We start from the raw sequence: 18,710 nt of genomic DNA on the forward strand, positions 1-18,710 counted from the left end.
GATGATTGTCTGTAAAGGGCGGTTGCTTGTAAAATGGCCATCAGCCTCTTCGGAAAGTCTCGTTTCCTAACAACCAAAAACGATCAATCAGCAATCGATATGCTATCTAATTATTTCAAAATCGCCCTCCGTAACCTCTGGCGAAACAAGACCTATTCGGCCATTAACCTTTTCGGTCTGGCCTTTGGTATTGCGACCTGTCTGCTCATCAGCTTCTACATTCTGGATGAGTTGAGTTATGATCGTTTCCTGAATCATGCCGACCGGGTTTATCGCATTAACTCAGACATTCGATTTGGGGGCTCAGATACGCATACGTCCAATAGTTCGGCACCGATGGCTGCGGCTTTGGTTCAGAATTACCCTGAAATCGAAGCGGCTGCCCGCATTCTCAATCAGGCTCCCGGCATGATCTGGAAAGGCACAGAAAAGATTCAGGAAAAAGAAGTTTATGCCGATTCAGGAATTTTCGAAGTACTGGGTATCCCGATGCTTTCCGGTAATCCGAAGACGGCTCTCAATCAGCCGCACACGGTGGTTATTACCCGTAAAATGGCTCTGAAGTATTTTGATACCGTTGAAGCACTGGGAAAGACCTTACGCGTCAATGGTTCCGACGATTACAAAGTGACCGGAGTTATCGAAGACCTTCCCACTACTTCTCACCTAAAGACTGATTTGTTTTTTACAATGCTGGATAACGCCAGAAGCAAGGAAGACTACTGGTTGAGTCATAATTTGTGTACCTACCTGTTGCTCAAACCCGGCGTTTCCCCGAAAAAAGTAGAACGACAAATGCAGGAACTTTTCACGCGTCAGGCGGGGCCGTTAATCCAGCAAACGCTGGGTAAAAGCATGGCTGAGCTGGAAGCTGCCGGCAGTTACATTCGTTACTCACTCATCCCCGTTACTGCTATTCATCTGTATTCGGATCGGGTGGATGAGATGAACCCGCAGAGTAACATTCAGTACGTGTATATTTTTTCAGCCATTGCTATTTTCATTCTCCTGATCGCCTGTATCAATTTCATGAATCTGGCTACGGCCCGTTCGGCTCACCGGGCGAAGGAAGTTGGCGTTCGGAAAGTGCTGGGTTCGGGTAATGGAAATCTGATTGGTCAATTTCTTACCGAATCGGTTTTGCTAAGCCTGATGGCCTTTGCCATTGCCCTGGTCATGGCCGAATTGGCATTGCCCGCTTTCAATACTCTTGCGGATAAACAGTTATCACTCAGCTTTTTCAAAGACTGGTATCTCCTTCCCGTATTACTGCTTTTTGCCTTACTAGTGGGCATATTGGCGGGCAGCTATCCGGCTTTTTACTTATCTGCCTTTGAGCCTGCCAAAGTGCTGAAAGGAACGTTAACAACGGGTATGCGAAGCGGCTGGTTGCGAAGTTCGCTGGTCGTTTTCCAGTTTTTTTCTTCGGTATTTCTCATCATCTGCACCCTGGCCATTTATTACCAGCTAACATTCATTCAGAAGGAAAAAGTAGGCTTCAACCGGGATCAGGTTTTGATGCTGAATGGCGTGTACGGTCCTCAGGTACAAACCCTGAAAAACGAAATCCTGCGAATTCCCGGCGTTCAGAATGGTACCGTAACGGGGTATTTACCCATTCCATCCTGGCGGGGCGATAACTCGTTTTTTCCAGAAGGAGAAGTAGTGCAGGAACGGGCCGTCCAAATGCAGGAGTGGTACATTGACCCAGATTATACGAAAACACTGGGATTGAAAATTATTGCCGGGCGTAACTTTTCGCCTCACATGGCTACCGACTCTTCCGGCATTATTCTCAACGAAACAGCCGTCAAACTTTTCGGATATAAAGATCCAATTGGTAAAAAGATTTCGGTCCTTGAAGATATGCGAACGGGCCAAACCCGAGAATTAACGGTCATTGGCGTCGTTAAAAACTTTAATTACGAATCCCTGCGGGAAAACGTTGGGGCGTTGTCCCTGCAACTGAGTTCAAAACCAGCAGGATGGGCCAATTTCAGACTCAAGACGCAAAACCTATCCGAAACCGTAGGTCAGATTGAACAGGTTTGGAATAAAGTGATGCCGGGTCAGCCATTTCAGTCTCAGTTTATGGATGAAGCCTTCGACAGTATTTATCGAAGTGAACAACGCATCGGGAAAGTGTTCATGGCCTTCGCCATTACGGCCATCGTAATTGCCTGTCTGGGTTTATTCGGTCTGGCGGCTTACTCAGCCGAACGCCGCACCAAAGAAATTGGCGTTCGAAAAGTGCTGGGAGCAACAGAAATTCAATTGATTACACTATTATCCAGCGATTTTATCCGTTTAATTGGCATTGCCTTTCTCATTGCCTCGCCCCTGGCCTGGTACGTAATGAATCGGTGGCTGGAAGGTTTTGCCTACCGCATTACGTTGAATGTCTGGTTATTTCTGCTGGCGGGCGGATTATCCTTGCTGGTCGCTCTGCTAACCGTGAGTAGCCAGGCCATCCGGGCTTCGCTGACCAATCCGGTCAAAAGTCTGAAAACGGAATAATTTCCTAACCCTACGGCAGAGGCTCTGCCGTAGGGTTTCCTTCGTCATTGACTTGTTGTTAACTCCTTTGCATCCGCACTTATGTTTCAGAACTATTTCAAAATTGCCCTCCGCAACCTCTGGAAGAGTCGCTTATTTACCGGCCTGAATATGCTGGGCCTTTCTCTGGGCCTTACGATTTCGTTACTGCTGTTTTTATACATCAAGGATGAGTTGGTCTTCGATCAGTATCATAAGCAGGCAGAACAGATTTACCGGGTGAATCTAGCGGTCTCTTTTGACGGAAAGCAGGAGAAATGGGCAACGGCTCCGAACATCATCGGTCCCACCATGCTGGAGAAAATTCCCGGGGTGAAGCAGCAGGTTCGGTTTCTGAAACACAACTTTGGCGAATCAGCTTTTATTACAACGGGCGAAAAAAAATTCGTGGAAAAAAACCTGTACTGGGCCGATTCCACGCTTTTTCGGGTATTCGATATTCCGCTCATTCAGGGTAATCCCCAAACGGCATTGGACAAACCAAATCAGGTGCTGATCAGTCAGCGTACGGCTGAACGCTATTTCGGAGACGAAAATCCGGTCGGGAAAGTTCTAAAAGTCGATAACCGGACCACTCTTGAGGTTACGGGGGTTTACGCCGATTTTCCGGATCATTCCTCCTTCGATGCCAACCTGATTGGTTCTTTCGCCACGGAAACCTGGGCGTATAAAAACCTTTCCTGGAGCAATGCCAGTTTTGAAACGTACGTAGTGTTGAATCCTCAAACCCAACCCGCTTCGGTAGAACGGCAGCTGGATAAGCTGATTAAACAAAATGTTTCCGCCGAGAACCGTTATTATACCGCTTACCTGCAACCGTTAACGGACATTCATCTGCACTCCGAAGACGTCGCCCATGTCTACACTAGCAAAATCGGCGATCCGCAGCAGGTACGAATTCTGGTTATCCTTGCATTGGTGGTACTGGTGATTGCCTGTATCAATTACATGAATCTGAGTACGGCCCGCTCCCAGCAACGTTTTCGGGAGGTAGGTATCAATAAAGCATTGGGAGCCTCCCGAAATCTGATGGCCCGTCGATTTTATATAGAAACGGCGATTCTGGTCTTGCTGTCCATTCTTCTTAGTGTGGCTCTGCTGGAAGCCTTTTTACCGATATTCAATCGCCTTGCCTCTCGGCATCTGACGGCCTATGCCCTGCTGTCGCCCGAGGTTCTGGCCGGATTACTGCTGACGGGAACCCTCGTTACCCTGATTGCTGGTTCGTACCCCGCTTTGTACCTGTCATCGTACTCCCCTAAAAACCTGCTGCAAACCAATTTCCGGTCCAGCACGGGAGCCGGCCTGTTTCGTCGCAGTCTGGTTGTCATTCAGTTTACGGCTTCCATTGTGCTCATTATCAGCAGCATCATTTTTTACCAGCAGCTCCGGTTTGTGCAGCATCAGAAACTGGGCTATCAGCCTGAACAGGTGGTAGCGATTACGACGGTGGCGGCGGAGTCCAAACCGCAGATTGACGGACTGATGAACCGCGTCCTTTCTCTGCCCGACGTGGTGGAGGTATGCCGGAGCCAGACGTTTCCTGCCAACGGTGGCAGTGGGCGTTCCCTACGAAAGAATCTACAGTCTTCGGAAGAATTCAAAATGACGACCAATCATGCCACGCCGGATTTTGTACAGGTGCTAGGACTGAAACTGATCGCTGGGAAAACCCTTCCCTCCGTGGCCAAAGACGCCAAAGACACGACGGTTCAGGTAGTGTTGAACCGCAATGCCGTAACTTTTCTTGGCTATACTCCCGAAAATGCCATTGGCCGGAAAGCTTACGGGCTTTTTGGTGATAATAACTCGGAAATCGTTGGCGTAGTGGAGGACTTTCATTTTGAAAATTTCCATCAACCCATCGGCGGTTATGCTTTTCATAACGCCAATACCGAATCGTATCGCTACCTGCTGGTGAAACTTCGGACCCAGCGACTGACGCAGACCATGTCGCAACTCGAAAACGTTTTTTCGGAAAGCCTGCCGCAGTCGGCTTTTGAATATACTTTTCTGGACCAGCACCTGAACAACCTTTACCAGACTGAACAGCGGACGGCCCAGGTTGTACTGGTTTTCTCCATCCTGACCATCCTCGTTGCCTGCCTCGGTTTGTTCGGACTAGCTGCGTATGCGGCAGAGCAACGGACGAAAGAAATCGGCGTACGTAAAGTACTGGGAGCCAATGAATTTCAACTAATCACCTTGTTATCCCGCGATTTTCTCAAACTCGTGGGACTGGCCTTCCTGATGGCCTCGCCGCTGGCGTGGTGGATGATGAACGAGTGGCTAAACAGCTTTGCATATCGCATCCAGATTAGCGGGTGGATATTCTTGGCTGCCGGGCTGCTGGCCCTGCTGATTGCTCTGCTGACGGTGAGCAGTCAGGCCCTGCGGGCGGCCTTAATGAATCCCGTTCGAAGCCTGAAAAGTGAATAACTATACCCGCAAACGCTGAAGCCATGCTCCGCAATTATATTCAAATCGCCCTGCGAACCCTCTGGAAAAACAAGGTTTTTTCCCTCATTAACATCATTGGCCTGGCCGTAGGAATGGCCTGCTGTTTACTCATTCTGCTTTACGTTCAGCATGAATTAAGTTACGATACACACAATGATCGTTCGAAAGACCTCTACCGTTTGGTTACCGAATTCGTTACGGAGGCTAAAACTGAAAAAGCTCCTACCTGTGCAGCACCGGTGGCAGCGGCCGTGAAGAATGAATTTCCAGAGGTAGAAGAAGTGACCCGAGTATTTATTCCTTTCTCGGAAGATAAAGCCATTTTCAAACGCATGGCTCATGGGAAAGCCCTGCAAAGCTTTTATGAATCCAAAGGTGTCTTTGCCGATCCCACTTTTTTTGATCTGTTCGCATACGAATTTCTCGAAGGTTCTCCCAAACATGCACTGGATCTACCGAATTCCGTGGTGATTTCCGAAGAGATTGCCCAAAAGCTGTATGGCACCAACTCCGCTCTCAATCAGGTTATTCGCATTAGCAGTTCCAATGGCGATCTGGATTTTAAAATCACGGGTGTGTTTCGATCTGTTGGTCCTTCCCATATCGACAGTCACTACTTTATGTCGTTAAGCAGTGGAGATATTGGCGACTTTGTTCGCAATACGCAGGATTTTGCCAGTAACAACATGTTCTTTACTTACCTCAAACTCCGTCCCGGATCAGAGGCCAAAAGTCTGGAAGCCAAGTTTCCGGCTTTCATCGAAAAGTACATGGGTAAAGATTTGAAACGGGTGGCATTCAAGAAAAACCAATATCTGGAGTCTGTTCCCAGCATCCATTTATACACCGATGCCGAAACGATTTTTAATAAAAAAGGAAACATTCAGTTTGTCTATATCCTGATTACCGTTGCCTTATTCACACTGGTTATTGCTTGCATTAACTTCATGAATCTCAGTACGGCCCGTTCCGGTAAGCGGGCGGCTGAAGTGGGGATTCGTAAAGTCATGGGAGCCGAAAAAGAAACCCTGATCGGTCAGTTTCTCGGCGAATCCATGATCATTAGTTTGCTGGCTCTGGTCATCGCTATTTTTCTGGTTGAAGTAAGTTTACCGCTTTTCAACAGCATTGCCGGAACTGATTTAAGTATCTCGTTTACCAAAGATTATACCAAACTTTTCCTCTTTTTAGGACTGGCTTTAATTACGGGAATACTGGCGGGTAGTTACCCAGCCTTTTACCTTTCTTCCTTTAATCCGGCTCAGGTTCTGAAAAACAAAGCTAGCAATAGTCTGGCAGCTATTAATCTTCGTAAAGCTCTGGTGGTATTTCAGTTTGCCTTGTCCATTATACTAATTCTGGGCTCACTTGTCATCTGGCGTCAAATGGATTTTCTGCAACACCAGGACTTAGGTTTTGTGAAAGACCAGCAATTGGTTATTCCTCTTCGAACCAATCTGGCCAAAGATCATTATGCGACCTTCAAACAGGCCATTGAGAAAAACTCGGAGGTAGTTTCGGCCGCCGCCGCCACGAGTTATCCTGGCATTTTCGTAGCGGGCGATCAGACCTTTTACCGGGAAGGAAAAACGGTAGAAAACGGGGTTACCCTCCGCATGAATCACGTTAATTATGACTTCATGGAAACCATGGGGTTTCATAAAATCAGTGGTCGTTTCTTCTCGCCTCAATTTCCAGCCGACACGGCCCAGCGAATCATCATTAACGAACACGCCGTAGCAAAACTGGGCTATACGCCCCAAAGTATCCTTGGCAAAACGCTGCACTGGAATGGTTCGGAAGGACGGCTTGATTATCAGGTAGTGGGTGTGGTAAAAGATTTTAATTTTGCCGGGTTACAGCAACCCATTGATAATTTTGGCTTCATTCTGGCTCCCTGGGGCTTGAACTACATGATCGTTCGAACGAATACTACCAAGGTAAGCCGCTTACTGACTTCCCTGGAAAATACCTGGAAAACATTTAACCCAGAGGAGCCTTTCGAGTATAGTTTTCTGGATCAGGATTTCCAGCGAAATTACGAAACGGAGCAGAAAATGGGTACCCTAATCAGTTACTTTACCACCGTTGCCATTCTCATTGCGTGCCTGGGGTTATATGGTTTGGCGGCTTTTACTGCTGAACAGAAAATCAAAGAAATCGGGGTGCGTAAAGTTCTCGGAGCCAGCATCACCAGCATCGTGGGCTTACTTTCGCGTGATTTTATAAAACTCGTCATGATTGCCTATTTCATTGCCGTGCCTACAAGCTGGTTTCTGATGAATAAATGGCTCGAAGAATTTGCCTATCGCACCGAGTTAAGCTGGTGGCTTTTTGCGGGAGCCGGATTAATCGCCTTTCTGATTGCCCTGGTTACCGTAAGTAGCCAAACCATTCGGGCGGCGATGGTAAATCCTGTTAAGAGTCTAAAAAGCGAATAACTAGTAAAGGCTACTCCCAACCGTAGAGACGCCGATGGATGGCGTCTCTACGGTATGTCCGAAACTGTACATGAACCGTTCAGTTTCGGACATTTATTTTTTCATATCTCACTGATAATCAGACAACTATTAACCTACCAATAAAGCTGGCATACTTTTAAAATGTAGAGCTTACCCTGATACAGTTACTTCATAACCAGCCAGAACTATGTCATATATTGCAATACCTCTGCCTTCGTTACCGGGAAAACATGAAATTGAAATTTCGGTGGTTATTAACGGTCAAAAACAGGATTTGCATTACCGGGTCGAGCTGTTTCGCTGGGACGACTGCTCTACGCCCTCTTTCAATCGGGTGGAATGCCTGCGGGAAATGCTGACGACTTACGATCAGGAATGGTCGCTGTATTACATCGGTGCCCCCACGGACGATTTTGTTCCGATTACTTTCGTTAAAAAAGAAGATTTAAGCCAAATGCGGGCCGTTACCCAACTCGCCTAATGCTCTCCATCGTATGCTAAAAAATTATTTCAAGATAGCCCTTCGTAGCCTGCTGAAACATCGGCTCTTCACTATCATTAACCTCGCCGGATTATCCGTTGGGTTAGTGGCATGTCTGCTTATTAGCCTCTACGTTCGACATGAACTGAGTTACGATACTTTTCATGAAAAAGGCAATCAGATTTACCGACTGGTCACTGACATCAAAACGCCCACCGAAACCATCCATTCCAATGTTACTTCTGCTCCGATGGCACCGCAGTTGGGCGAACGACTACCAGAAATAGAGGCGTATACACGTCTTTGGAAGCGAAATGCGGTTGTTGCGTATAAGGATCAGAAATTTCAGGAGAATGATCTTTACCTGGCCGATTCCACCGTTTTTAATGTCTTCACATTTCCGCTTCTGAAGGGCGATGCCCGCACTGCGTTGAAAGCTCCTTTTAGCGTAGTATTAACTCAGAAGACGGCAAAAAAATACTTCGGCGAACAGGACCCGATGGGCCAGACGCTACGGATGGAAGGGCAATTTCCAGTAAAAGTAACGGGTGTATTAAAAGACATTCCTGAAGCCAGCCATATTCCTTTTGACCTGCTCCTATCCATGTCCACGCTGACTAAACATATGCAGCCGGGTCTGGACGAACAATGGGGTAATTTTGGGTTTTATTCTTATTTTGTACTCAAAGGAAATACCAATCCTCAGGCCCTGGAAACCAAAATCCGAGGTGAAATAGATCGCTTGATTGGCAAGGCAATGTCGAAAGATCAGATGTGGTATATCCTGCACCTGGAACCTTTGCAGGAACTTTACCTGAAATCGGATCGCGGGGCACCCCAACAGGGAAGTTTGAAAAACGTCTATATTTTTTCGGTAATCGCCGGATTTATCCTGGTTCTGGCCTGCATCAATTTCATTAACCTGACCATCGCCCGAGCCAGCGAGCGGGCCAAAGAAGTCGGCGTAAGAAAAGTGGTAGGAGCCGGTCGGCAACAGCTTACCTTCCAGTTTCTGAGTGAATACGTATTACTAAGTACATTCGCGTTCGGGCTTGCTGTATTACTCTGCGAGTTACTGCTTCCTTCCTTCAATGCGTTTTCCGGAAAAACGGTCCTTGACAGCACGTTCAGTAACCCAACCTTCTGGCTGATCCTGCTCGGTCTGGCCTTGCTGGTAGGAGTTATGGCAGGTCTATACCCTGCCCTGGTTTTATCGGGAATGAAAGCGATAACCGTTTTAAAAGGACGTTTTGCGACCAGCCGACAGGGCCTGATTCTTCGAAAATCGCTGGTGGTTTTTCAGTTTGTTATTTCGGTAAGTCTGATGGTCTGCACCTTTGTGGTGTATCATCAACTGGCCTATATGCGTCAGCAGTCCCTGGGCTTTTCGAAAGATCAGATGCTCATTTTAAACCTGAACGATCCGCAATACATGGCTCGGCACGGAGCTACGCTTAAAGCTCAGTTTTCTAAAATTCCGGGCGTGGAATCCGTAACTGAATCTTCTACCGTTCCCGGTAGCGGATCTTTGGGAGCTTATACTCATTTGGAAAACCAGAAGGGTGAGTTACAGGCCTCCAACATTAGTCTCTACTCGATTGATTATAACTTCTTCGATCAGTATCAGATTCCGATCATCGCTGGAAGAAGCTTTTCTACAAAATTTTCCACCGATTCTACGCAGGCTTTATTGGTTAATGAAGCCGCAGTTCGTAGTTTGGGCTATACTTCGCCCGAACAAATTATTGGTAAAAAGTTTGATCAGTGGGGCCGTAAAGGGATGATTATTGGCGTAGTGAAAAACTTCCATGATGTCTCCCTTCGGGATGAAATCAGCCCGGCTAGCTTCCGAATCAATCCGAATGAATTTCAACAGATTTCGATAAAAATTAAAGCTCAGCACATTCCTGAAACGCTGGCGGCGGTTGAGCAGCTCTGGAAGCAGGCCGTTCCCGAACGACCTTTCGACTACTTTTTCATCGACCAGTCTTTCAATGATAAATACAAAGGCGAAGAGCAATTTGGAAAGCTGTTCATTTACTTCGCCAGCATCGCCATTTTCATTGCCTGTCTGGGGCTAATCGGCTTAACGTCTTATGCTACCTTTCAGCGAACCAAAGAAATTGGCGTTCGGAAAGTGCTGGGAGCGAGTGCCTGGCAGGTTACTACCTTACTTTCCAAAGATTTCCTGAAACTGGTTTTCATTGCCGTTTTGATTGCGAGTCCCATTGCCTGGTACGCCATGACACGTTGGCTCGAAGACTTTCATTACCGAGCGGCCATGCCCATCTGGGTATTTCCGCTGGCGGGTCTGCTTGCTCTGGGAATAGCCTTAGTAACGGTGAGTTCGCTCACGATCAAAGCCGCCACGGCGAATCCCGTCAAGAGTTTAAAAACGGAATAAAGTTTTCTAAAGGTGGGCGGATGGAAATTCGTCCACTTTTAGTTTGCATAGGTTAAAACAGCCTGAATCGCATCTTTAATATTTACTTCTTTTCCGTCGAAAAATCGGGTTTCAATCTGATATTCTTTTTTTATCATTACTCGCTTCCAGATACCTATTACCTGTCCATTTTTTACAATAATCGGCTTAAACAATCCATTATTACTTCCTACTACACTGAATAAATGCTCCTTAGCTAAGGCCAGACTCCGATCTCTATACCCCAGTAAAAACTCATCGAAGCTGGGTAATAAATGAACGGTATGAGCCGGAGCAGGCTCCATTTTGGGCGACATCCAATACGTTTCATGGTTAAATATGATTCGGGCTAACTCAGGTTCTACACTCGCTAAGCCCATTTTCGCCTCATTCATAGTCAGGCCCGACCACCATGCAAAATCGGCTATAGTGGCTGGGCCATGACTCGTGAAATATCGAAAAGCCCATTCGGCTAAAGCCTCTTCCCTGGTTTTAATGTGTTTTCCTGAAATCCATTCATCCCTCAAGACGTAAGTAAATTCCTTTCCTTCGCGTGGCCCTAAACAAATTAGTCCTTCGATAGCAGCCCGAACCAGTAAATGATTAAAGCGAAGTCCTTCGCAGGAAAAACCGGATTGTTCAAGCTGGGTTTTCAAAGCGGTTCTTTTAACAGGCTCTGCTAAAAGGCTGCTTAATACATTCAACCCCTTCAGAGCCTGTCCATCATCCAGGCCATCTCTTCGATGATGCGTTTGCAGACTCGCCAGTAACCTTGGTCGGATGAGATCGTTTACCCAATGAACATCTTCAGGAGCCATAAAATGCAAGGTCCCGCGAGCAGACCAGGTTCGGATTAAGCTTCGATCAGCAATGGCTTGTTCTATCATCACTTCTGTAGCCTGTTGCGTTCGTAAAGCCAGGGCCCATTTTCCTCCGGCAAAATCCTGAGCCTGAATTATTCCCATCCAGCGGGCTGCTTCACCCGACGATACGAATTTTGACGCACTGATTTGCTGGCTAGCCAGTCTGTATCGAAGTAATTCAGAAGCATTCATAGGCTGAGTTAAAATTCTGAACGCAAACTAACAGACTCTGGTGACAACCTTATGTCAGCAAAAAAGATTAAGCCTAGTATTTCCGTCTTCATTCAAAATTAAGCATCTTTATTAGGCATCTTTCGACAGCACTAGCCACAAACACTTTGTAGACCAGAAGCCCAATGGATCAGCGAATTATTAACCTCTTTGACGAATACACCCACAAGCCTCTTACCCGTCAGGATTTTCTGGGAAAACTGGCTAAACTAACGGGCAGTATGACGGCAGCCATGGCAGTATTACCCCTGCTGGAAGTGAATTACGCTCATGCTACCACCATCGCCGAAGATGATCCAGATTTACTGCTTGAAGACGTCACCTACCCCGGCGACGGACTGGACATGAAGGCTTATCTCGCTCAACCCAAATCGGCAGGCAAGCGAGGGGTCGTACTCGTTATACACGAAAACCGGGGATTGAATCCACACATTCGTGACGTAGCCCGCCGGGTAGCGAAGGCAGGTTATATTGCCCTTGCTCCCGATGCTTTATCGCCTTTCGGCGGGACTCCAGCCAACGAAGACGAAGCCCGTGGGCTTTTCGCTAAACTGGATAAACAGCAGAATCTCCATAACTTCCTGAAAGGCTTTATTTATGGGAAAACCCTGAAGAACAGTAATGGCAAAACGGGTTGTGTAGGTTTTTGCTGGGGCGGTGCTCTGGCAAATCAGTTGGCAATACATGATCCTGACCTGAAAGCAGCCGTGGCTTTTTATGGTCGCCAGCCCGAAACTGCTGAAGTTCCTCAAATTAAAGCGGCTGTTCAGCTGCATTACGGCGGTCTGGACGAGGGTGTGAATAAGGGCATTCCCGCTTACGAAGAAGCTCTGAAAACCCATAAGATCAAGTATGAACTGTACGTGTATGATGGTGCTCAGCACGCTTTTAATAACGACACGGCTCCTACGCGTTACAACGAAGCGGCTGCAAAACTAGCCTGGGAACGCACGCTGGCATTTTTTAAAGAGAATTTATCCTGATCTTTAACTTCCCCAAAATTTATTACATCCTAACTATGAAACAAGGGTTACTATTTCTTCCGCTACTGGCCTTTTTGTTAACAGCCTCCAAACCCGAAAAAACGTATCCGATTGGGCAGATCAAGACGGATAAAGGCGAAATTCTTTTCTGGTTGTACGATGAAACGCCTAACCACAAAGCCAGCTTTCTGAAACTGGCCAAACAAGGCTATTGGGATTCGTATACGTTCAATCGGGTGATCCCCAATTTCGTAGCTCAGGGCGGTTGCCCCGATACTCCCGAAGGTTTTTCGGATTCCCCTTACCTACTCAAACCGGAATTTGTGAAAAGTATTCGCCACGTGTACGGAGCCGTGGGAGCCGGACGGGACGATAACCCTGAAATGCTCTCAGCAGGTTGTCAGCTTTACATCGTTCAAAACAAAAATGGTCTTGCTCGTTTGGACGATAAATACACCATTTACGGTCAGGTCTTCAAAGGCATGGACGTGGTAGACGCCATCGTAAACGTAAAAAGAGACAGCACCGACACGCCTTTAACGCCCATTAAAATCGACGTCAACGTGATTAACCTGAGTGCTTCGGAGTTGAAGAAGTTGGGGTATGAGGTGAAGTAATAATAGTAGGGAGTTCTGAACTTTAACAGCATCAAAACTCCCTACTACTTTAGTTACCTTTTCTCGCTATAGCTTTAGCAATTAATTCTGGATATTTTGCTTCGAGTTCCTCCCCATAAGCAGGTTCATCTTTCATTTCATTATCCATAGAATCAAAGTGTATTACGTCGGGATAAAGTTCTTCTACAGCATCCTGAATTGCATACAGATCCTCATTATCATGATGAAGTGCATAAGCTTTATCACTAATGTATAATAAACCTTCGGCCCAAATTTCTTCAATGGGAAATGGGTATCGCTCACTTATGGCCAGATTTATATCTTTCGTTATTTCTTTGAAGAAATCTTTCCCTTTTAATAATAGCCAACACCGAAAGTAAATAAAACCATCTTCGGAAAGGTATCCGTCAAAATTTATTGTATTTCTGATTCCATCTAGAATAAAATACAACTCGGCAATTTCTTTGGTATAGAGAACATTTAACTTCTCCTGTAAGGTTTTCTCAAATTTAATTAGTGATTCTTTATCACTCGTAGACAATAGATTCGTTAAACTTTTGATATGCTCATTAGGGTCGTATTCTTTCCAATTTTCGCCCGTCCATTGATTTGATTTTTCAATGCTTTCCCAGAAAAAATTTTCCATTGTTTTAGTGTTAGGTAGATTTAGGTCAAAGATGTAAACTTTATTCGATTGATCTGTAAAATCCACCTACACAGCATTTAAATAAATGATCATAAAATGAGCTTTACCCAGTTATTCGAATGATTGCTTTACGCGTAAAAACATTGATTTTCTCTAATATCAGCGACAATCTCATCTACCGTTGGTTGCACTTCGGGAGTTATGCGTAGTTTAAGGTTACCTTCAACGTGATTGGTCAGCAACGAAGAGCATACTATAGAAATATATATTTTTCTCGTAATAATTGCCCCTTCGCTTGCAGGTAGTATTCTTATGCCCCCTATGTCTTCGATAATTTGCGGACGAGGATAGTAACAGTTACCAGTAGCTGTATTCCCTATAATGATCTTCAGCTTTTGCCAAGCTGTATTCTTTTTTAACAATATTTTTATTGTCACACTATTTTGACAACAAAATAGTTGTCAAATATTTAGAGATAATGGATTCTACAAGCCATAATCAAGAATAACCCCTCCTTCGTCCCGCTGAGATTCATAAATCTTTCTCTTACCTTACACATCAGTTCCTGAAAAAGCCGCTTACTTTTGCATCCCTTCTTGTAAAAGTCTTATTTATCGATCTATGAATCCAATTCTTGATCCACATACTCAGAAAGTAAAATTTGCCTTCGCCGATATCGATGGTATCATGCGGGGAAAAATCATTAGTCGCGAAAAATTTGAAAAGGGCTGGGAAGAAGGATACGGTTTCTGTAACGTCGTTTTTGGCTGGGATAGCAACGATACGGCTTACGATAATGCAACTTTAACTGGCTGGCATTCAGGTTATCCTGACACGCCCGTTCGCATTGATACAGACACGCTTCGTACCATTCCCTGGGAGGACAATATGCCTTTTTTTCTGGCAGATTTTAGTAACCCTAACGGCGAAGACTTGCCCGCTTGTCCGCGAAGTTTGTTGCGACGCATCAAACACCAATGCGAGGCAATGGGCTTTCACGCGGAATTTGCTCAGGAGTTCGAATGGTTCAATTTTCGGGAAACGCCCCAAAGTCTGCAACAGAAGGGGTTCCGCAATCTGGAGCCGCTTACGCCCGGCATGTTTGGGTATTCCATCCTGCGGCCTTCGCTTGAAAGCTCGTTTAATAATGATCTCTTCGATTTGCTGACAGCCTTTGATATTCCGCTGGAGGGTCTGCACACTGAAACCGGACCGGGCGTTTATGAAGCAGCCATCAAGCACGACGAAGTACTACGGGCCGCCGACAAAGCCGCTTTGTTTAAAACAGCCGTTAAGGAAATTGGGTACCGTCACGGCATTATAGCGACGTTCATGGCGAAATGGAATGCTGAGTTACCCGGCTGTAGTGGACATATTCACCAGAGTTTGTGGAATCCTGAACAGACGAAAAATCTGTTTTATGACGAGTCATCGGCAGATCGCATGAGTCCGCTCATGAAGCACTACCTGGCCGGGCAACTGCACTGCCTGCCGCACGTGTTACCCATGTACGCCCCGACGATCAACAGCTATAAACGACTCGTGGAAGGAGCCTGGGCCCCCACTACCCTCACCTGGGCCATTGATAACCGAACCACGGCCCTTCGGGTACTTAACAACGGAGAAGCCTACACACGCTTGGAAAACCGGGTTCCGGGTTCGGACTCTAATCCCTATCTGGCCATTGCCGCTTCGCTGGCTTCGGGTTTATACGGCATTAAACATCAGCTTTCGCTCGACGTTCCGCCTACGGTTGGCAACGGTTATACCAATCAAACAAACGGCATTATACCCGCCAATTTGCGTCAGGCTACTGAGGTTATGAAACATTCTTCGCTTGCAAAAGAATTATTTGGGGAAGGCTTCGTTGAGCACTTCACTCAAACGCGTGACTGGGAATGGCGGCAATATGCCCGGCAGGTCAGCGAATGGGAATTAAAACGGTACTTCGAAATCATTTAATTTTAGTTGTTGGTTGATAGTTATTGGTTGCTAGTAAAACAATAACTATCAACCAACAACTATCAACTAAAAGGTTACCATGAAAATAGTAGATTATCCAGCTATTATTAAACAGGCTCTGGCTGGATTTGATGATTCAAAAATCATTGCCAAAGTTGAGGACATCAGTGCCCGGGTATCGACTAATCACGTCTTTCGGGTTACTTTCGACGATGATGATATCATCATCGCCAAGTTATCTTACTTTGGTTCGTACGAACAGTTTAAAGAAGACCATAAAATTATTCATACGCTTTCGAATAATTTACTTTATCCTTTTGAAAACGTGCTGGCTCGTTCCTTAGTTAAAGACAACGAAGTCTACACGTATCGCTACAGTGACGGTTTTATTGATGCCTGGGTTGTGCTTTATAATCCCATCCGGGCGATGCATAAAATGCCACGTCGGCTGGATGAGGAACACATTCGCAAGTTAGGTCGGGAAATTGCCCGTTTTCATAAAGCCTGTGCGAAGGTCAGTCCAGTATTACCTAAATCTTCCAAAACGCTACGTTCGGATGTCAATGATTTACTACGAATTCTGGAAACAGAAACGGGTAAATTTGAACATCGTATGCACATTAATGACCTGCGAAAACAATGTGAGATTTTCCTGGAAAATCGGCAGCAACTAGTGGAGCAATCCGTAGAAACCATGCCCGTTTTCGTAGACTGGAATATTGGCAATTTCTCAGTCAATGACCATCTCGAATTATTCTCCCGCTGGGATTACGACTGGTTCCGAGTCAGTTATCGGGTTTATGGATTTTTACTTCTTCAGTCGCGTTGTTTCTGACATTGGTGATCGCACCGTGTTCAGTTACGTAATTGGACCGTTAATGGAAGACCGCTTTATTTTATTTCTTCAGGAATATCATAAAGTATATCCCTTAACTGAGCCTGAAGTTCGGTTCATGAAAGAAGCGTATCGTTTCTTTATTCTGACGTATGTAATTAAATATGGTCGGTATTTCTTCCACCGTACCTATGCTACAAAATTGCAGAAAGAAGCTTACGAAACGTATTTCCCCTCGATTGACAAGCAATTTGATGCGGATAAAATTCTTCGGGCTTTGAATTTATAACGCATGCTGAGACGGAAGAATGATATTCTGCTGAAAAGTGCCTTCGAAGAAGCCTTTCCTGATTTATTACGTTTCTTTTTCAAAGATGCCGATCAGCTTTTTGACATGCAACGCGGCTTCGAGTTCATGGACAAAGAGTTAATGGAGCTTTTCCCGGAACTTGAAAAGAAAGGCGGTAATCGATTGGTAGATATGCTGGTGAAAGTCTATTCCAGCGAAGGTCAGGAAGAATGGTTACTGATTCATCTGGAGATTCAGGCTCAGCACGACCGCCAGTTTTCCCGACGAATGTTTCAGTATTTCTACCGAATTTATGATCGATATGATGTACCGATTACGGCCATTGCTGTTTTCACGGGCCATCAGAAACCAGTGAAGAGTGATGGCTTCCATTATCACTTTTTAGGCACCGAAATTCATTATACATACAACGCTTATCACATTCTGGAGCATACGGAAGAACAGTTACTGAGCATGAATAACCCCTTTGCACTGATCGTTCTGGCAGCTCAAAAGGCTTTACTCATGAATAGAATTCCTGAACACGAGCTAGCCAAACACCGATTAACCATTGCCCGGGCTCTGATTGCTAGTAAACGATATGATAATGAACGAATTAAACGATTTTTGTATTTCTTAAAGACGTTTATTTACATTGGTAATTCTGAAATAAACGATACCTTTGATTATGAAATCGATTTATTAACAGGTAATACTTCTGCCATGGGAATCATCGAAACTATTCAAATGCTGACTCAAGAAGAGGGGCGGGAAAAAGGCCTTGAAGAAGCAAAGACCACCTTTGTAAAAAACCTTTTGCAAAACACCGACTTTACTTTTTCTAAAATTGCTGCTCTTGCGGATGTACCTCTTTCATTTGTAGAAAAAATCCAGCAAGAAATCAATCGTTAATTCATACGTGACTCCGGTCATTTTTCCTGCTCATGGGTTCGGTTCGCTAATCGACACATGAGCAGGACTTTTATAAGCCCATGTATCGCCTGATTTTTCAGGAAATCTTTAATCTCCCATGAACCTCGACGAATTTCGCACTATCATTTCTACGTATAAAGTCATTTTTTTTGATGCTTATGGTGTACTTAAAAACCATAAAGGCCTGATTCCTGGCATTGAGAATACATTTCAATACCTGAAAGAACAGCATATTGATTATTATATTTTAACCAACGACGCCTCCAGAAGCCCATTGCAGCTTGCCGAATCCTATCACCGACTTGGGGTTTCGGAGATCAAAGCCGAACATATCATTTCTTCCGGTTTGCTGGCTCAGGAGTTTCTAACCCAGAAAGTTCGTCGTGGTACCGTTGCCTATCTGGGCACGCCCGATTCGGCTTCTTACATTGATACAGGAACCTTAACCCCCCTGCCCATCAGCGAACTTGATATTGACGACTGCGACCATGTGGAGGCCCTTGTTTTCCTGGACGACGAAGGTTTTGACTGGAAAACGGACTTGAATAAAACCATTAACTTACTTCGCAAACGCAATATTCCAGTAATCGTTTCTAATACCGACGCCACCTATCCAGTTTCGAAGAATCAGGTGGCCATGGCGATTGGCGGCATTGCCAAGATGATTGAAAATTCGGTTGGCAAGCAATTCATTCGTTTCGGAAAACCTGAAACGCAACTTTTTATTTATGCCTACGATTACATCCGAAGTATTCAACCCGTCATGAAGCATGAAATTCTTATGGTGGGCGATACCCTTCATACGGATATTCTGGGTGGTAATAAATTCGGACTGGACACGGCTCTTGTGCTTACGGGTAATACCCAGGCTGAAGATGCCGCTGCCCGCATTTCTTCTTCGGGGATTATTCCAACGTATATCTGCGAATCTGCAGTTGTAACTTATTAATTTCATGAGGTTATGACAGCA

General features: G+C 45.4%; 12 protein-coding genes and 1 pseudogene. 11 read left to right on the forward strand and 2 right to left on the reverse strand.

Translation table 11 applies throughout. The features are described 5' to 3' along the window. Nucleotides 1–99 precede the first annotated feature (99 nt). The 5 genes from QE357_RS15225 to QE357_RS15245 all read left to right on the forward strand — a co-directional run bounded on the left by QE357_RS15225 (nt 100) and on the right by QE357_RS15245 (nt 10,363). Entirely contained in the window at nt 100–2,517 is a 2,418-nt protein-coding gene (locus QE357_RS15225; protein ID WP_309709106.1) for an ABC transporter permease, read from the forward strand. Nucleotides 2,518–2,598: 81 nt separating this feature from the next. Further along, nucleotides 2,599–4,995: an ABC transporter permease gene (locus QE357_RS15230; RefSeq protein WP_309709110.1), complete on the forward strand. Its 2,397-nt coding sequence runs from the start codon at nt 2,599–2,601 to the stop codon at nt 4,993–4,995. Nucleotides 4,996–5,018: 23 nt separating this feature from the next. Next, the gene (locus tag QE357_RS15235) at nt 5,019–7,457 is read left to right on the forward strand and encodes an ABC transporter permease (RefSeq protein WP_309709113.1); all 2,439 of its coding nucleotides are present in this window, start codon (nt 5,019–5,021) and stop codon (nt 7,455–7,457) included. Between the two features lie 208 nt (nt 7,458–7,665). Next, nucleotides 7,666–7,959: a hypothetical protein gene (locus tag QE357_RS15240; RefSeq protein ID WP_106637555.1), complete on the forward strand. Its 294-nt coding sequence runs from the start codon at nt 7,666–7,668 to the stop codon at nt 7,957–7,959. A gap of 13 nt (nt 7,960–7,972) precedes the next feature. Next, nucleotides 7,973–10,363 (forward strand): ABC transporter permease, encoded by a 2,391-nt coding sequence (locus QE357_RS15245; protein WP_309709117.1) that lies wholly within the window; start codon nt 7,973–7,975, stop codon nt 10,361–10,363. 38 nt (nt 10,364–10,401) lie between these two features. Here QE357_RS15245 and QE357_RS15250 read toward each other — a convergent pair whose 3' ends face one another. After that, nucleotides 10,402–11,436, reverse strand: a complete 1,035-nt coding sequence (locus QE357_RS15250; RefSeq protein ID WP_309709123.1) for a winged helix DNA-binding domain-containing protein — start codon at nt 11,434–11,436, stop codon at nt 10,402–10,404. 164 nt (nt 11,437–11,600) lie between these two features. Between QE357_RS15250 and QE357_RS15255 the strand changes: the two genes are divergently transcribed. Together QE357_RS15255 and QE357_RS15260 are read left to right on the forward strand one after the other, a co-directional pair. Beyond that, a complete protein-coding gene (locus tag QE357_RS15255; RefSeq protein ID WP_309709125.1) occupies nt 11,601–12,458 on the forward strand; it encodes a dienelactone hydrolase family protein in 858 nt (285 codons plus the stop codon). Between the two features lie 35 nt (nt 12,459–12,493). After that, nucleotides 12,494–13,075, forward strand: coding sequence for a peptidylprolyl isomerase (locus QE357_RS15260; protein WP_106637550.1), 582 nt, complete (start codon nt 12,494–12,496; stop codon nt 13,073–13,075). Nucleotides 13,076–13,124: 49 nt separating this feature from the next. Here QE357_RS15260 and QE357_RS15265 read toward each other — a convergent pair whose 3' ends face one another. Then, on the reverse strand, nt 13,125–13,721 hold the full coding sequence (locus QE357_RS15265; protein ID WP_309709128.1) for a DUF4240 domain-containing protein: 597 nt from the start codon (nt 13,719–13,721) through the stop codon (nt 13,125–13,127). Between the two features lie 621 nt (nt 13,722–14,342). Here QE357_RS15265 and QE357_RS15270 point away from each other — a divergent pair. The 4 genes and pseudogenes from QE357_RS15270 to QE357_RS15285 all read left to right on the forward strand — a co-directional run bounded on the left by QE357_RS15270 (nt 14,343) and on the right by QE357_RS15285 (nt 18,689). Then, nucleotides 14,343–15,683 carry a glutamine synthetase family protein gene (locus QE357_RS15270; RefSeq protein WP_309709131.1) on the forward strand — a complete coding sequence of 447 codons (1,341 nt, stop codon included), beginning with the start codon at nt 14,343–14,345 and terminating at the stop codon, nt 15,681–15,683. Nucleotides 15,684–15,762: 79 nt separating this feature from the next. Further along, nucleotides 15,763–16,807: pseudogene (locus tag QE357_RS15275) on the forward strand (hypothetical protein). Between the two features lie 3 nt (nt 16,808–16,810). Continuing rightward, nucleotides 16,811–17,719, forward strand: coding sequence for a hypothetical protein (locus QE357_RS15280; protein ID WP_309709134.1), 909 nt, complete (start codon nt 16,811–16,813; stop codon nt 17,717–17,719). Between the two features lie 118 nt (nt 17,720–17,837). After that, a complete protein-coding gene (locus tag QE357_RS15285) occupies nt 17,838–18,689 on the forward strand; it encodes an HAD-IIA family hydrolase (RefSeq protein ID WP_309709139.1) in 852 nt (283 codons plus the stop codon). Nucleotides 18,690–18,710: the final 21 nt, after the last annotated feature.

It is taken from the genome of Siphonobacter sp. SORGH_AS_0500, assembly GCF_031453245.1.
Lineage (GTDB): Bacteria > Bacteroidota > Bacteroidia > Cytophagales > Spirosomataceae > Siphonobacter.

Excerpts from the sequence above, each read along its gene's own strand:
- QE357_RS15280 (WP_309709134.1), top strand. The coding sequence starts at position 16,811 with ATGCTGAGACGGAAGAATGATATTCTGCTGAAAAGTGCCTTCGAAGAA.
- QE357_RS15230 (WP_309709110.1), top strand. The coding sequence starts at position 2,599 with ATGTTTCAGAACTATTTCAAAATTGCCCTCCGCAACCTCTGGAAGAGT.
- QE357_RS15270 (WP_309709131.1), top strand. The coding sequence starts at position 14,343 with ATGAATCCAATTCTTGATCCACATACTCAGAAAGTAAAATTTGCCTTC.
- QE357_RS15250 (WP_309709123.1), bottom strand. The coding sequence starts at position 11,436 with ATGAATGCTTCTGAATTACTTCGATACAGACTGGCTAGCCAGCAAATC.
- QE357_RS15265 (WP_309709128.1), bottom strand. The coding sequence starts at position 13,721 with ATGGAAAATTTTTTCTGGGAAAGCATTGAAAAATCAAATCAATGGACG.
- QE357_RS15285 (WP_309709139.1), top strand. The coding sequence starts at position 17,838 with ATGAACCTCGACGAATTTCGCACTATCATTTCTACGTATAAAGTCATT.
- QE357_RS15235 (WP_309709113.1), top strand. The coding sequence starts at position 5,019 with ATGCTCCGCAATTATATTCAAATCGCCCTGCGAACCCTCTGGAAAAAC.
- QE357_RS15225 (WP_309709106.1), top strand. The coding sequence starts at position 100 with ATGCTATCTAATTATTTCAAAATCGCCCTCCGTAACCTCTGGCGAAAC.
- QE357_RS15240 (WP_106637555.1), top strand. The coding sequence starts at position 7,666 with ATGTCATATATTGCAATACCTCTGCCTTCGTTACCGGGAAAACATGAA.
- QE357_RS15260 (WP_106637550.1), top strand. The coding sequence starts at position 12,494 with ATGAAACAAGGGTTACTATTTCTTCCGCTACTGGCCTTTTTGTTAACA.
- QE357_RS15255 (WP_309709125.1), top strand. The coding sequence starts at position 11,601 with ATGGATCAGCGAATTATTAACCTCTTTGACGAATACACCCACAAGCCT.
- QE357_RS15245 (WP_309709117.1), top strand. The coding sequence starts at position 7,973 with ATGCTAAAAAATTATTTCAAGATAGCCCTTCGTAGCCTGCTGAAACAT.